15 protein-coding genes are annotated in these 15904 nt (G+C 39.6%); all 15 read right to left on the reverse strand.

Annotated elements, in window-relative coordinates; translation table 11 throughout:
* Positions 1–108: 108 nt before the first annotated feature.
* The 15 genes from BM057_RS03845 to pstA (BM057_RS03915) all read right to left on the reverse strand — a co-directional run bounded on the left by BM057_RS03845 (position 109) and on the right by pstA (BM057_RS03915) (position 15901).
* Complete coding sequence (locus tag BM057_RS03845) at positions 109–462, reverse strand: phage holin family protein (protein ID WP_047389981.1); 354 nt, start codon at positions 460–462, stop codon at positions 109–111.
* Positions 462–764 carry a PspC domain-containing protein gene (locus BM057_RS03850; RefSeq protein ID WP_047389980.1) on the reverse strand — a complete coding sequence of 101 codons (303 nt, stop codon included), beginning with the start codon at positions 762–764 and terminating at the stop codon, positions 462–464. Before BM057_RS03850 ends, BM057_RS03845 begins: the two co-directional genes overlap by 1 nt.
* Before the next feature lie 35 nt (positions 765–799).
* Positions 800–2380, reverse strand: coding sequence for a daptomycin-sensing surface protein LiaX (gene liaX / locus BM057_RS03855; protein ID WP_092091599.1), 1581 nt, complete (start codon positions 2378–2380; stop codon positions 800–802).
* A gap of 878 nt (positions 2381–3258) precedes the next feature.
* The gene (gene uvrA / locus BM057_RS03860; protein WP_092091601.1) at positions 3259–6090 is read right to left on the reverse strand and encodes an excinuclease ABC subunit UvrA; all 2832 of its coding nucleotides are present in this window, start codon (positions 6088–6090) and stop codon (positions 3259–3261) included.
* Between the two features lie 155 nt (positions 6091–6245).
* A complete protein-coding gene (locus BM057_RS03865; protein WP_047390709.1) occupies positions 6246–6890 on the reverse strand; it encodes an HD domain-containing protein in 645 nt (214 codons plus the stop codon).
* 96 nt (positions 6891–6986) lie between these two features.
* Entirely contained in the window at positions 6987–7304 is a 318-nt protein-coding gene (locus BM057_RS03870; RefSeq protein ID WP_047390711.1) for an ArsR/SmtB family transcription factor, read from the reverse strand.
* 170 nt (positions 7305–7474) lie between these two features.
* Positions 7475–8152, reverse strand: coding sequence for a phosphate signaling complex protein PhoU (phoU, locus tag BM057_RS03875; RefSeq protein WP_047390809.1), 678 nt, complete (start codon positions 8150–8152; stop codon positions 7475–7477).
* A 187-nt stretch (positions 8153–8339) separates the two neighbouring features.
* On the reverse strand, positions 8340–9008 hold the full coding sequence (gene phoU / locus BM057_RS03880; RefSeq protein ID WP_092091603.1) for a phosphate signaling complex protein PhoU: 669 nt from the start codon (positions 9006–9008) through the stop codon (positions 8340–8342).
* 39 nt (positions 9009–9047) lie between these two features.
* Positions 9048–9818 (reverse strand): phosphate ABC transporter ATP-binding protein PstB, encoded by a 771-nt coding sequence (gene pstB / locus BM057_RS03885; protein WP_047390713.1) that lies wholly within the window; start codon positions 9816–9818, stop codon positions 9048–9050.
* Positions 9819–9870: 52 nt separating this feature from the next.
* The gene (pstB, locus tag BM057_RS03890; protein WP_092091607.1) at positions 9871–10668 is read right to left on the reverse strand and encodes a phosphate ABC transporter ATP-binding protein PstB; all 798 of its coding nucleotides are present in this window, start codon (positions 10666–10668) and stop codon (positions 9871–9873) included.
* 335 nt (positions 10669–11003) lie between these two features.
* Entirely contained in the window at positions 11004–11888 is an 885-nt protein-coding gene (gene pstA, locus BM057_RS03895; protein WP_047390716.1) for a phosphate ABC transporter permease PstA, read from the reverse strand.
* Positions 11885–12808 (reverse strand): phosphate ABC transporter permease subunit PstC, encoded by a 924-nt coding sequence (gene pstC, locus BM057_RS03900; RefSeq protein ID WP_047390717.1) that lies wholly within the window; start codon positions 12806–12808, stop codon positions 11885–11887. Before pstC ends, pstA (BM057_RS03895) begins: the two co-directional genes overlap by 4 nt.
* 67 nt (positions 12809–12875) lie before the next feature.
* Positions 12876–13739, reverse strand: a complete 864-nt coding sequence (locus tag BM057_RS03905) for a phosphate ABC transporter substrate-binding protein PstS family protein (RefSeq protein ID WP_092091609.1) — start codon at positions 13737–13739, stop codon at positions 12876–12878.
* 594 nt (positions 13740–14333) lie between these two features.
* On the reverse strand, positions 14334–15086 hold the full coding sequence (gene pstB, locus BM057_RS03910) for a phosphate ABC transporter ATP-binding protein PstB (protein WP_092091611.1): 753 nt from the start codon (positions 15084–15086) through the stop codon (positions 14334–14336).
* On the reverse strand, positions 15083–15901 hold the full coding sequence (gene pstA, locus BM057_RS03915; RefSeq protein ID WP_047390721.1) for a phosphate ABC transporter permease PstA: 819 nt from the start codon (positions 15899–15901) through the stop codon (positions 15083–15085). The genes pstB (BM057_RS03910) and pstA (BM057_RS03915) overlap by 4 nt, the downstream gene beginning before the upstream one ends.
* Positions 15902–15904: the final 3 nt, after the last annotated feature.

Consider the following 15904-nt stretch of genomic DNA (forward strand, 5'->3'; position numbering starts at 1 on the left):
TTCTGGACCGATAAAACCTAAAAAAGAGCAGGGATAAAAAATCCCTGCTCTCATTTCATGAATATTCTTAACTCATTCATTTTCGCGCTTATTTTTTCTTCGTTCCTTTTATCGTCGCTCTGTTACCATCCGATTATTGAAGAAGGTATTGACGAGTGACAGGATAATCGCAACAAACATGGCTGTCCAGAAAGAAGAGAAAGAAAACCCATCGCCCACGATCCCTGCTGTCATGCTCAGCATAGCGCCATTGATCACAATACTAAACAATCCCAATGTCAGGATCGTGATCGGCAAAGAAAACAATACGAGGATAGGTTTCACGATCATATTCAGCAAAGCAAGAACCAAACTTGCGCCTAAAGCGATCCAAACACTTCTGACGTAAAAGCTATTTTGAAGAAATCCAGCCAGCGCTAGGAAAACCAACGCGTTTATGAAGATGCGTTGCCAGAATCTCACTAGAAATCACTCCAATTGTCATCGTCTTTATCTACTTTTTCAGCTTCTTTACGTTTTTTCTCGCGCTGATTTTTGTAGTAGCCTGAGTAGTTGCGGTTCCGATAGGGAGACTGACCTGATGTTGGTTCAGGCATTAAGATCGCTAAAACAATATACAACACTACAGGCGCTCCATAGCCGAATAATATTGCAATTGCATATACAATACGGACTAGTGTAGAGTCGATTCCAAAGTATTCAGCAATACCACCCAATACACCGGAAACCATCCGGTCATTTCTAGATTTTGTTAATTTTTTCATTCCGATTCACCTCTTTTTTATTTAAGCACAACAACTTATTCGCCGTCTTTTAGCATGACAGTCCCAGTAGTGGTTTTAAGTTTTAAATAGATTGGTTTTTCTGTCGTACCTCTTCTTAAAACTAATAAATGATTCGTACGTTCTTTCTTTTCTTTCACTACTTCTGTCTCTTCCAAACGGTTTTGAATGGATCCTAAATTCGTTTTTGCTTCTAATTCTAAGCTGGACTCTCTTGGTACAGAAACTTTCACTGCACCATTAACAGAAGAAGCTTCCGCTCTAACAATATCTTCTCCAGTTAATGTCAGTCTGACAGCTCCATTAACAGTTGATAGATTACTGCTCTTTACATTTCCGCGAATCGTTAGACTGCCGTTCACACTGTTCGCCATCAAATCACGAATATGACTGTGGGCGACGTTTACGGAGCCATTCACGCCTTCTGCTTCCAGCATCGTCGCTTTAAAGTTTTCAAAGTACAGTGATCCATTTGTAGATTTCACATAGATATCATTGCCTTCAAAACTTTCAAACTTCACATTTCCATTGAGCAATTTCACTTGCGTATGATCATATGAACGATCTGGCAAGTAAATCACCAAATCTGCACGTACACTTTTGTTTGGCACATGGAAAGTAAAGGAATCTTCATTCAATTCTATTTTACTGCGTTTGTTGAAAGCATCGATTGGTTCTTCATTTTCCTCTAACTTGCCGTAGAGTTTGATATCTGCAACTACTTTGATCTCTTCACTGTCATTTTTCTTGAAGATCACATTTCCATTCGCCAACTTAATGTTCAATATAGAAGCGGATGTTTCAGGATAAGTGAACGTGTGGCTAAATTTTGTTGAAACTAAGCCAGGCACTCGAACATTGACATCTTTCCATTCCATACTGTCAACAATAGAAGAGAAACTGTCTTTTAAGAATTTACCCAATTGACTACCCGCATCGGATACTTTTTCATTTACTTCATCCAATGTTTTGTGTGCTGTTTCTTTCCATTCATCTGGTATTTCAAATTTTTCTTTCACTTGTTGTTTTTGCTTTTTCCATTGTTTCTTTTTAACAGACCGCATTTGATCTTCTAATTCGTCTCGTTCCTCATTCAAGTCGATCAATTGATCCTCTAATTGATCGATTTGATGTTGCAGTTGTTTCATTTCTTCTTCTTTGCCTGGTTCCAGTTCATCTAGGTCTTCCATTGTTTGAAAAACAAGCAACTTTTCATCTAACGTATCTTTTTGCTCTTCTACTTCATCAATTTTTTCATTCAGTGTATCAAGTTGGACAGAGTAAGCAGAAGCTTGATTTGCTAGTTCTTCTAAAATAGCTTCCAACTGCTGACGATCTCTTTCTTGTTCTTCTCTCAGTTTGTCTTCGGCTTTGCGATAAGATTCTTCTTCGTCAATAGATTCTACATCTACTTTTTCTGGTTCCTTGTCAGCTGATACTTCCGGCTCTTGGGAGGACATGTCTTCTACAGAAGCACGCTCTTTCTTTACTGTATCTTGTCCTTCTTTTTCTGCAAGATTTTCTAATAGCAATAGAGCTTCTTCTGTGGAGATGATTCCCTTTTTGACCAATTCAAGAATACGTTCTCTTTCTTTCATGATGATTTTCCTCCTTAATGGTTTCTGGCAGTTCTATTTTTCATTTTTTCAACGGCTCATGATCAACTTTTGTTCTATATTTATTATGCGCTATTTAAGAAAAATTGTCATAGGACTTAAGGACGATTTTAACATCCTTACATAGACCGAATCCACGGAAATTAATCTTTCATCACCATTTTAACATGAAAAAATCAAAGCTTCTATCATTGACCTTCTATGAATCTTATTCGTTGATAATTGAACTGCACTCTACGAGAAAATCCTAACCAGCTTGGTTTGTAAAACAAATCTTAGCCAGTGAATACAAAACGAGAGGAACGAGCCTTTGCGCCCTTAAGTTGCTTGCGTTAGTGCTCGTTCTCTTGCAGGGTCGTTTCACATTGTCATGGCTCTTGCGATTTTAATCGCTTAGAGACATGATACACTTTGCCGGAACGGCAACAGTGCTTCCGCTAACGATTTTATTTTTCATTTTCCCGTCGCCTCTATCGGCCTCGCTCCACGTCCTTGTAGTTGAGTTGCGCGAGGAAGAGTCTCGGGTAAAATTCTAAAGTCGCTCACATGCGCAGGATGCTCTGTATCGCGCTTTTTCATTTTCCCGTCGCCTCTATCGGCCTCGCTCCACGTCCTTGTAGTTGAGTTACACTCCCCAGAGATCTCCGCCTAACTTGTAACATCCGCACAACCGCTTCGCTGGGTTGCTTGCGTTATTCCTTCGTTAGTGCTCGTTCTCTTGCGGGGTCGTTTCACATCCTGTTTTTTTAGTTGAGTTGCGAAAGCCAGAGTCTTTGCAAAAAAGATAAGTTGTTTTGATGCGCGCTTCGCTGCTCTCTTCAACAACTTCCTGTTTTTGCTGTGACTCTTGCGGGCTTTCTTCACATCCTATTTTTTTCTAAAGTTCTTTTGAGGTATTGGCCGGTAAAGCTGTTTGGAATGTCGGCAATTTCTTCAGGTGTGCCGGTTGCTACGATGGTTCCGCCGCCTGCTCCGCCTTCTGGGCCTAAGTCGATAATGTAATCAGCAGTTTTGATAACATCTAGGTTGTGTTCGATGACTAAGACGGTATTTCCTGCTTCTACTAAACGGTCAAGCACTTTCAACAATCGAGCGATATCATCAGTATGCAGACCAGTTGTTGGCTCATCAAAAATATAAAAAGTTTGCCCGTTTGAACGTCTATGCAATTCGCTGGCTAGCTTCATTCGTTGAGCTTCTCCACCGGAAAGCGTCGTAGCAGATTGTCCTAGTCGTACATAACCTAAGCCAACGTCAATAATCGTCTGTAATTTCCGTTTGATTTTTGGAATGGCTGCAAAGAATTCAGTTGCTTCTTCTACTGTCATATCTAATACTTCTGCAATATTCTTCCCTTTGTATTTCACTTCCAGCGTTTCTGAATTATAACGAGCACCATGACAAACTTCACAAGGTACATACACATCAGGAAGGAAATGCATTTCAATTTTTAAAATACCGTCTCCCTTGCAAGCTTCGCAGCGTCCGCCTTTTACGTTAAAGCTGAAACGGCCTTTTTTGTAGCCTCGTATTTTTGCTTCATTCGTTGTAGCAAATAAATCGCGAATGTCGTCAAACACACTTGTATAGGTAGCCGGGTTACTCCGAGGTGTACGGCCAATAGGACTTTGGTCAATATTGATGATTTTTTCAAGATCTTGAAAGCCAGTGATTTTATTAAATTTACCCGGTTTTTGTTTTGATCGATTTAATTCACGCGACAAAGCTTTTTTCAAAATACTGTTTACTAAGGTACTTTTTCCCGAACCGGAAACACCTGTTACTGCAATAAAGCGACCCAACGGAAAATCAACGGTTACGCTTTTTAAGTTGTTTTCTTGAGCACCGCTGATTCGCACTTTCCCTTTATTTTCTGTGCGTCGTTCAGCAGGCACCGGAATTTTCTTTTTACCAGATAAATAAGCACCCGTTAAAGAAGCAGGGTTTTGTTCTACTTCTGCTGGAGAACCTGTAGCGACGATTTCTCCACCGAATTCGCCCGCTCCTGGACCGATATCTACTAAATAATCCGCTGCGCGCATGGTGTCCTCATCATGTTCGACGACGATCAACGTGTTCCCGAGATCACGCATTTTTTTCAGTGAATCGATCAAACGGTCGTTATCCCGCTGATGCAGTCCGATAGAAGGCTCATCAAGAATGTACAAAACACCTGATAAATTCGAACCGATTTGAGTCGCTAGACGAATTCTTTGCGCTTCTCCCCCAGATAGTGTTCCAGCTGTTCTGCCCAAAGTTAAATAGCTTAATCCTACATTTTTCAAAAAACTCAACCGATCATGCAACTCTTTTAAAATTGGCTTTGCAATCATTTTTTCTTGTTCTGTCAATGTCAATTCTTCAAAAAAGTCATACGATTGATCAATGGGATAATCAGATACATCACCGATATCTTTTCCATTGATTTTCACTGCCAAAGCTTTTTCATTCAATCTTTTTCCGTGACAAGTCTGACAAGTCAACTCAGTCATGTATTGACGCATCTGGCTACGTGTAAAGTCACTTGAAGTTTCATGGTAGCGACGATTGACATTAACAGCTACCCCTTCAAACGGAACATCCACATCTCGGACATTCCCAAAATCATTTTTATAATGGAAATGGAATAATTTTCCGTCTGAACCATAAAGCAGCAACTGTTTATCTCTATCCGGCAGCTCTTCAAATGGAACATTCATATCGATATCGAACGCTTTGCAAGCTTGTTCCAGCATTTGAGGGTAATAGTTTGAACTGATGGGCTTCCAAGGTGCAAATACCCCATCTTTGACCGTTAGTGAGGAATCTGGAACGATCAAATCGATATCTACTTCAAGTTTTGATCCTAGTCCATCACAATCAGGACAAGCACCAAATGGCGCATTAAATGAAAACAGTCTCGGTTCCAATTCGCCTACTGTAAAGCCGCAATATGGGCAGGCATAGTGCTCACTGAACAATACTTCTTCTTGTCCGATCACATCAGCAATAGCATATCCGTCTGCTAAACGTAAAGCTGCTTCAAAAGAATCAAATAAGCGCGAACGAACACTTTCTTTGATCATGATTCGGTCAATGACCACTTCGATATCATGTTTTTTATTTTTTTCTAATTCAGGCAATTCAGCTAGATCATACATTTCTTTGTCGATCCGCACTCGAATGTAGCCTTCTTTTTTGATCTTTTCTAATAGTTTTTTATGTTGTCCTTTTTTTCCGGATACAACAGGTGCTAAAATTTGGATTTTTGTTCTTTCTGGATAAACCATGACACGGTCAACCATTTGTTCAACAGTTTGTCTAGTGATCTCTGTACCGTCATTGGGACAGATTGGGTGACCAACGCGTGCATAAAGCAGCCGTAAATAGTCATTGACTTCTGTTACTGTTCCAACAGTCGATCGTGGATTATTGCTCGTTGTCTTCTGATCGATCGAAATAGCCGGGCTTAATCCATCAATACTGTCGACGTCTGGTTTGTCCATTTGCCCCAAAAATTGTCGTGCATAAGCGGATAGACTTTCAACATATCTTCTCTGTCCTTCTGCATATAATGTATCAAAAGCAAGAGAACTTTTTCCTGAGCCGGATAATCCGGTGAAAACGACTAGTTGATCTCTTGGGATCGTCAGGTTGATATCTTTTAAATTATGTGAGCGTGCACCATGCACAACAATATTTTCACTTGGCATTTCTCAACTTCCTTTATCGTAAATTTCCTTTTCTTTGTCTTCTTTAGTTTAACGAAAACAGAAAAAATAGGATAGCAAAACGTATCCTATTCCCTTCCTTCTATTATACCACTGTTCTACCTTTTAAGCGAACATCTGTTCATTTTATCTAAAGATTACTTCACAGCATATTCAGTAAAGATGCGCTGTGAGATTTCTTGCAGTTGTACTTGATTTGTAAAGTCTCCGCTTAAGAGATCCGGTAGAATGTCATGCAAGAAGTACTTTACACTTTTCAAGTGCTTAAAGGTTAAAATGGTCGTTAAAGATTCTTCATAGATTTCAGTAAATACATCTTCTGGATTTCCTTTTTGGATTTCTCCAAATGACTCATACAATAAGTCGATCTTGTCAGCAACTGACAAAATCTCTCCTTCCAGTGATTCATCTTTTCCTTCTTTGAAACGTTCTTTATAAACAGCCTGAAATTCTTCAGGGATTTCACTTTCGATAAAATGCATAGCCATTTGTTCTTCTACATTTGCTAGTTTTTCGCGCAGTTGAGGATCAGCATATTTAACAGGCGTTTTGATATCGCCGATAAACAGTTCGGTGTAATCATGATTCAATGCTTTTTCATAAAGTGATTTCCAGTTCACTTTATTGCCAGCTTGTTCTTCTACCGTCCCTAAGAATTGGGCGATCTGTGTAACTTTAAAGGAGTGAGCTGCTACTGAATGCTCTTCAAACTTAAATTTCCCCGATAAACGAATGATATTTTCTAAGTCGCTCAAACTTTTGATATATTGATGCATACCCATAGCTTCCACCCTTTCACAATAATTGCTTAAATTGCCAATATACTAGCATACCTTAATGAAAAAAACAAGAACATTCCCTTTTTTAATCGAAGATCTTTATTGATTCTCGTCTTCTTTAGTATGAGAGATCACTTGATCAATAATCCGGTAAACGTGATCATCTGTTTGACTATAGATCATTGTTTTTCCAGCTCTTCTTGCTTTTACTAAGCGAGCGGACCGCAGCGTTTTTAGTTGATGCGAAACAGCCGATTGTTCCATGCCCAACAATTGAGCGATCGTTCCCACATTCAACTCTTGTTTGCCTAACAGATAAAGGATAGAAAGCCGTGTTGGATCACTTAACGTTTTAAAAATCTTGCTAGCACTTTCTAATATGGTTTTATTTAAATGCAATTGATTTTCTTGTTCCATTTTTTAGACACCTTCCGAATGTTTGTTTAATCATATGAGTAGTTTACCAGATAGATCATCAAAAAAGAAAGGAAAAGACAGCATCGCAGAGATGTGCTTTTCCTTTCTTTTTACTGTTATCATTTCGGCATCTTGCTACAAACACTGAAAAAAGTTTAAACCCTTATCTTTTAAATATCTTCCAGATGGTTATGAGTATTTAACTCGATCACTTTGCCTGTATCCAAGTAAACGATCCATTCGCAGATGTTCGTGACATAGTCACCGATGCGTTCGAGATAAGTCGTAACGCGCACATAGTCTGTCGCACCCAATACGATCTCAGGGTCGCTTTTCATAAATTCAATGCTTTCTTCGTAGATTTGTTTTCCCATTTTGTCTACTTCTTGATCATATTCTGCTAATCTGATCGCTTCATCTGCATTAAAAATGACATAGGCATCCATTACTTTTCTCACCAAATACAATACTTTCTCAGACATTTCTGACAAGTGTTTTTCAATATCGTATTCCCGTTTGTTGCCTTTAACGCGTATCGTCGACTTTGAAATACTCACAGCATGGTCGCCGATCCGCTCTAAGTCAGAAGTAGCTTTCATGACTGTAATGATTTTCCTTAGGTCTGTTGTTACAGGTTGCTGCAAGGCAATCAATTCAATACATTTCTGCTCAAGATCCATTTCGATTTTATTGATTTCGATATCATGATCGATCACTTCTTGTGCCATTTGCTTATTATGCGTCACAAAAGCTTCAACTGATTTTTGAACAGCCTCGTGAACTGCCCGTCCCATCCTAAAAAACTGAATGTGTAGCTCATTTAATTCTTCTTCAAATTGTTGTCTCATGTTTTCACCTTCAGCATCGTATTCTTTTCGCAGCAGTTTACTAAAAAACTGTGCATCTATTAATTTCATTATGCATTGAAAATAAGAGAACGTCCAGAATTAACGCTTCTTTTAAGTCATTTTGAGAAAAATATAACCACAACAAGCGATTCGTGTTCTGCAAGTGATCAGAAGATTAGAGTTGTGACTACTCAACATTTTTAGTATTCAGCTCCAACATCTTACCTGTCGACAAGTAGACGATCCATTCGCAAATATTTGTGACATAATCGCCGATTCGTTCTAAATAAGTTGAGACAAGCATATAGTCTGTCGCGCCAAAAACCAATTCTGTATCTTTTTTCATATCTTCAATACAAAGACTCAGAATTTCTTTTGAACGTTCATTGATTTTTTTATCTTTTGCTGCAATGGCTTTCGCCTTTTTAACGTCGCTTTTTAAATAAGCAGTTAAAACTTCCTCTAAACTGACTTTTACCAATTCTGCTAAATCGACTAGTCGAGCTTCGATCTCAGCATCTCTCTTTCTGCCTTTGACGCGGATCGTTGACTTTGAAATACTCACAGCATGGTCGCCCATGCGTTCTAAATCAGCACTGGCTTTCATTACTGTGATGATTTTTCTCAAATCACTGGTTACTGGCTGTTGTAGTGCAATCAGCTCAAAACAAGATTCTTCCAGCTTTTGTTCGCGCTGGTTGATCAGATGATCTTCTTCAATGACTTGCAAAGCCAATTGTTTGTCATGATTTGTAAAAGCTTTAACAGATTTATATACCGCTTCATTGACTAGCTTACCCATTTCCAAAAAGCGAATATGCAGTGTATTAACTTCTTCTTCAAACGCTTGTCTCAATCAAAATCCTCCATTCTCTTTATGACGGGCTAAACAACATCAGCCAAAACGTCCCGAAATATAATCATCCGTTTCTTTCTTTTGCGGATTAGTAAAGATTTGTCTTGTTTCTCCGTATTCAATCAAATGTCCTTCTAGGAAAAAAGCGGTTTTGTCTGAAATACGGGAAGCTTGTTGCATATTGTGTGTAACCATGATCATTGTATATTGGTCCTTCAAACTTAAAAGCATATTTTCAATTTTTCCGCTCGACACCGGATCGAGTGCACTGGTTGGTTCATCTAGTAAAATGATTTCAGGTTCGACTGCTAATACACGTGCAATACAAACTCTTTGCTGTTGTCCTCCTGATAAAGCCAATGCGCTATCATGTAGTTTGTCTTTTACATCTTCCCAAACAGCTGCTTTTTTTAAACTTTCCACAACAATCGTTTCAATTTTTTTCTTGTCTTTCATGCCTGCGATCCGCAATCCGTAAGCAACGTTATCGAAAACAGAAAAAGGAAAAGGATTCGGCTGCTGAAAGACCATTCCTACTTTTTTTCTTAACTCAACAGTATCCATGTTGGGACTATAAATGTCTTCTCCTTGAAACTTCACCTGTCCAGTGATCGTCACATTCGGGATCAAGTCATTCATTCGATTGATGGTTCTTAAAAAAGTCGATTTTCCGCATCCGCTGGGACCGATCATAGCGGTGATTTCATTGCGCTGGATTTCCATTGAGATTCCTTTTAAAGCTTCCTTTTTTCCATAATACAAATGGATATCATTTGATTCGATGATCGTTTCGTTTGTTGACAATCTCATCTCACTCCTTTTGTCTCAGCTTGTCATACTCATTAAAAACTTGAGCTATATCTTATCCAAAGTTTCCAGAAACATAATCTTCCGTTTTTTGTATTTTTGGACGAGTAAAGATTTTCCGTGTTTCATTGTATTCCAAAACATTCCCAGCGTAGAAAAAGGCTGTATGATCGCTAATACGCGAAGCTTGCTGCATATTATGAGTCACAATGATAATGGAGTAGTTTTCCTTCAATTCCATCAAAGTTTCCTCGACTTGAGCAGTCGAGATAGGATCAAGCGCACTAGCTGGCTCATCTAGGAGTAGAATATCCGGCTTCATGGCGATGGCACGGGCGATACAAAGCCGTTGTTGCTGCCCGCCTGATAGAGCAAGAGCACTTTTATGCAGTTCATCTTTTACTTGGTCCCATAAAGCAGCTTGTTTCAAACTCGTCTCAACTGTTTCATCTAGGACTGCTTTATTTTTGATGCCATGTCTTCTTAAAGCAAAAGCGATATTGTCATAAATCGATTTGCTAAAAGGATTGGGTCTTTGGAAAACCATTCCGATATTCTTTCTCATTTCAAACACATCGATATCAGGTTTATTAACGTCCACGCCTTTATATAAGATTTCACCCGTTACTCGTGCGATTTGGATTTCATCGTTCATTCGATTCAATGATCTTAAATAAGTCGATTTTCCGCACCCACTTGGACCTATCAATGAAATGATTTTATTTTCTTCAAATTCAAGTGAAACACCTTTTATTGCTTCATTATCTCCATACCACACATGCAGATCATTTGTTTCCAAAATAACCTGTTCGTGGTTTTTAGCTGGAACGATATATGTTTCCTGACTTGCCATCGTCCAAGTCCTCCTTTATGTTCAAATATCTGCGCAACCGCTTTGGCGCGCTTTTTCATTTTCCTGTCGCCTCTTTCGGCTTTGCTTCGCATTGTCATGACTCTTGCGATTTTAATCGCTTAGAGGCATGATACACTTTGCCGGAACGGCAACAGTGCTTCCGATAGTGTTTTTGCTGTGACTCTTGCAGGCTTTCTCCGTATCTTCGTAGTTGAGTTGCGCTCCCCAGAGATCTCCGCCTAACTTGTAACATCCGCACAACCGCTTCGCTGGGTTGCTTGCGTTGTTCCTTCGTTAGTGCTCGTTCTCTTTCGGGGTCGCTCCACATCCTATCTTTATGCGCTTGTGATTTTTTTCTGGATTTTTTTGCCAAGGTATCTTGAGACTAAGTTGAATAGCATGACGGCTAGGATCAAAACGGCAGATGCGCCTGCTGATACTTGTGTGCCGTCTGGCATAACTCCTTCGCTGTTGATTTTCCAAATGTGAACCGCTAGTGTTTCAGCTGGTCGCATAATATTTAATGGACTCGTAATGGAACGTGGATTCCAGTTTGTAAAATCTAGTGCTGGTGCGCTTTGTCCTGCTGTGTAAATCAATGCTGCGGCTTCACCAAAAATACGTCCGGCTGCTAGGATCATACCGGTGATGATTCCCGGTAAAGCTGCTGGCAGAATGACGCGTGTAACAGTTTCCCAGCGTGACAGACCTAATGCAAGTCCAGCTTCGCGTTGGGTGGCGGGTATGGTCTGCAAAGCATCTTCGATCGTCCGCGTTAACAATGGCAGGTTAAAGATCGTCAATGCCAATGCTCCTGAAAGTATAGAAAAACCAAAATCCCATTGAACAACAAAAATAAGAAAGCCAAACAGCCCGACCACAATAGAAGGCAATGAACTAAGCACTTCAATAGCTGTTCGAATAAAATCGGTCACCCAATTTTTCTTGGCATACTCAGATAAATAGATGGCCGCACCTAATGCTAGCGGCGCACTGATCAACATCGTTAAAATCAATAGATAAAATGAGTTAAAGAGTTGGATACCTACCCCGCCGCCTACTTGAAACGACTTAGAAGGTGAGGTCAAAAACTCCCACGAAATTTCTGGCAATCCTCTCCATAAAATAAATAGCAATAAACTAGCTAAAATGAGCACAATGATACCTGACATCATATAAATAACACCCACTGCTATTTTGTCTGCTTTTTTCGGATTCATTTATTCATTGCCCCTTTCTTGCCGATCCAACGTGTCAAAATGTTGAACAATAAGGCCATGATAAGCAAAATAGTGGCTAGCGACCAGAGAACATTGTTTTCAAGTGTCCCCATGACTGTATTCCCCATGCTCATAGTCAAAATACTGGTCAAAGTCGAAGCAGGTGTGATGAGGCTTGTCGGCATCATTGCTGCATTCCCAATCACCATTTGCACTGCCAAAGCTTCGCCAAATGCACGAGCCATTCCAAATACAACAGCTGTTAATAAGCCCGGAGTAGCTGCACGCAATACTACTTTATAGATGGTTTGCCATCTAGTTGCGCCCATTGCTAATGAAGCTTCCCGGTAATGACGTGGCACTGCCTGTAAAGCATCAACTGCCATACTCGTTACAGTAGGCAAGATCATGACGAATAAAACAAGTGTGGCAGATAGAATACCAAATCCTGTTCCTCCGAAAATGGAGCGGATCGTTGGAACCACCACCATTAAACCAATAAAACCATAAACAACAGAAGGAATGCCTACCAATAATTCGACGACAGGCTGTAAAATCTTTTTCCCAGTTTTGGGCGAAATTTCAACCATATAAATAGCGGCTGCAATCGCAAAGGGGGTTGCAAAAATTGCTGAAAAAATCGTTACACCGAATGAACCAACGATCATCGGCAAGGCCCCTACTAACGGATTGCCGTCTTCTCCAACTTCACCCGGACGCCAAAGTGTACCGAATAAAAAGTCTTTAAGAGAAACATGATCGACAAAAAAGGTTGAGACCCCCTTGCTGATCACAAAGTACAAGATGGACAGTACGACTAGAACAATCAGTGCTATACAAACAAAACTGATGGTTCTTCCAAAACTTTCTAATTTTCTTTTTTTCGATTTTTTTGAAAAATCTCCATGTATCTCTTTCAAAAGATAACCTCCTCTAACTCATAAAGCACAGAAAAATATTTTATTCCAGTTGATGTGGCTCTTTTTTTCATTGAACTGGAGTCGTATTTCCTTCAACGTCTCGTTCGATTTTCATATTGCTGATAGGAATATAATCTAAGGCTTGAATGAGCGTTTGCTGTACATCTTCAGACAGCATATAATCAAGAAAATCTTTCGTTAATCCTTCTGGTTCTCCATTTGTATACATATGTTCATAAGACCAGATGATCCAGTCGTTGTTTTGAACATTCTCATTCGTTGGTTCAACGACATTTATAGATAATGCTTCAACTTCATCTGTCACATACGAGAAAGCAACGTAACTGATCGTCCCAGGCGTATTAGCGACGATCTGTCGAACTGTACCGCTAGACTCCTGTTCTTGAGAAACGATACTTTTTTCGTCTCCTAGCACCCATTGTTCAAATGTCGCTCTTGTGCCGCTTCCTGAAGCACGATTCAATACCGTGATCGGCAAATCTTTTCCGCCCAACTCTGCCCAGTTGGTAATTTTTCCTGTAAAAATATCGCGCAATTCTTCCAGCGTGACGTCCGTGACACCTGTACCTGGTGTCACGATGGGTGTGATGCCGACGACTGCAATACGGTGATCGACTAGCTTATCAGCGTCGATTCCTCCGCTTTCTTCAGCAAAAATATCTGAATTACCAATATCAACAGCACCAGCATCGATCTGACTCAATCCAGTACCGCTTCCTCCACCTTGAACATTGATAAACTTGCCAAGGTTTTCAGCACTATACTGTTCTCCAGCAGCTTCAACTAATGGTTGCATAGCAGATGATCCCACGGCAGTGATGGATTCTTCATCTACAACTTCTCCACAAGCAGTCGCAACAAGCATGAGACCTGCTAATGTCAAAAGCAGCTTTATTTTTTTTAATTTCATAGTCTACCTCCTCCTATCATCTGACTGCACTTTTCCTTTACGATCAAATCTTTTTTGATAAAAGTCACCCATTTTCTATCATTGACAATAAGCCAAAAAAGCTTAATGTAAGGACATTCTACCTGTATCATACCGCTTCTTTGTAAATCTACTATAGCGTTATTGTAAATTTTATGTAAAGGCAAATCCAGGAAAGTGTTTCAAGCAACAAAAAAAAAGGGTCTTCCTCTTTTAACGTTGGTAAAGAAATTTCCTACTGTCGATGGGCTATTGATGGAAAGCCATGAGAACACATTGAGCCGAAAATCGCGTCCCAATATTTGCAAGCTTCAAACTTAGTGTAATGGATAAAGCCTAACACTAAGTGATTCACATTGCATCTTTTTTCATGGCTATCATTAGCCCTAGTCGCCTCCTGAAATTTCTAGAAATAGGATTCTAACGAGCTTAGCATTAAAAAATTGATATTTTACACACCAACGTTAAATATTGTAGAACCAAAAAAAACAATAAAACGGCTAAAGAAGGTTTTAGCGGTTCTACTGTTCATCACGGTCTTTTAATAAAAAGTCTTTTAAAATTGTTTGCGTAAACTTATCCGAAACGTCCTGAAACGTAATCTGCTGTTTGTTGTTTAGCAGGTCGCGTAAATAAGCGTTCTGTTCTATCTGTCTCTATGATTCGACCATTATAGAAAAAAGCAGTCTGATCAGATATTCGTGAAGCTTGCTGCATATTATGCGTGACCATCACGATCGTATAGTTTTTCTTCAAGTTTATAATCAGTTCTTCGATCTTTGCTGTCGAGATTGGGTCTAATGCGCTGGTGGGTTCATCCATCAACAGCACTTCAGGTTGTACGGCTAACGCTCTAGCGATGCAGATTCGTTGCTGCTGACCTCCTGAAACAGACAAAGCACTTTTGTTCAGAATATCTTTTACTTCTTCCCAAACTGCTGCTCCTCGCAAGCTCTTTTCAACGATTGTATCTAACGTTTTACGATCTTTGATCCCATGTGTCCTTGGCCCATAAGCAACGTTATCATAAATGCTTTTTGGAAAAGGATTGGGTTGTTGAAAAACCATACCGATTTTTTTCCTTAAGGCAGATACAGGATCAGACATTCGATAAATATCTGTCCCATTGAAAAGAACCTCTCCTTTGACTTGGCAATGATCTACTAAGTCATTCATTCGATTTAAACTTTTGATTAAAGTAGATTTTCCACAACCAGATGGTCCAATAAAGGCCGTCACTTCATTTTCTGGGATATCAAGGACAATATCATGTAAAGCTTGAAATTGACCATACCATAGGTTGAGCTGATTGATCTCGATTTTATTCATTTTACTGTCTCCTTTATGGTGGTTTGACTTAATAGAGTAGCAACACTGTTGATCACAATAACAAGAATGATCAACACGGCTCCTGTAGCATAAGCTTTATCTACATAAAGTCCTTCACTAGCTAGTACATACATATGCAGTGCTAGTGTACGCCCTGAAGAAAAAAGTCCTGAAGGCAAATGAGTAGAAGTTCCTAAGGTATACATCAAAGCTGCTGTTTCTCCAATTACTCTTCCGCTTGCTAAAATCAAGCCAGAGAGAATGCTTGGCATTGCAGCAGGAAGAACAACCCTAAAGATTGTACGCAACTTACCAGCTCCCAACCCATAACTGGCTTCTCTTAATGTATCACTTACAGAAAATAATGCTTCTTCTGTTGAACGGATGATAATAGGCAGAATCATGATGACTGAAGTTAGGACGCCAGCGGCAACAGAATACTGAAATCCCAAGAACGTTACGTAAAAAATCATCCCAAACAGCCCGTATACGATTGAGGGAACGGCCGCTAATGTATCTACAGCCATGCGAATAGCGGAAACAAACTTGCTCGTCTTACTAGCATACTCAACAAGATAGAAACTGGTAAAAATTCCGATAGGCGCAGCAATCAACAAGGTTAGCCCTACTACGATCAATGTTGTTAATAAAGAAGGCAGTAAAGATTGATTTTCAGTTGTGTATTCCCAAGAAAATAAATCAAGTGACAGATAAGGGATCCCTTTGATAAATATAAACATGACCATAAATAATAGCGCTGCAAAGGTGATTCCTGCAGAAAGATAAACAGCTATTTTAATCCACTTACTGCCCATTTT

The organism is Pisciglobus halotolerans, from assembly GCF_900113675.1.
GTDB classification, from domain to species: Bacteria; Bacillota; Bacilli; order Lactobacillales; family Carnobacteriaceae; genus Pisciglobus; species Pisciglobus halotolerans.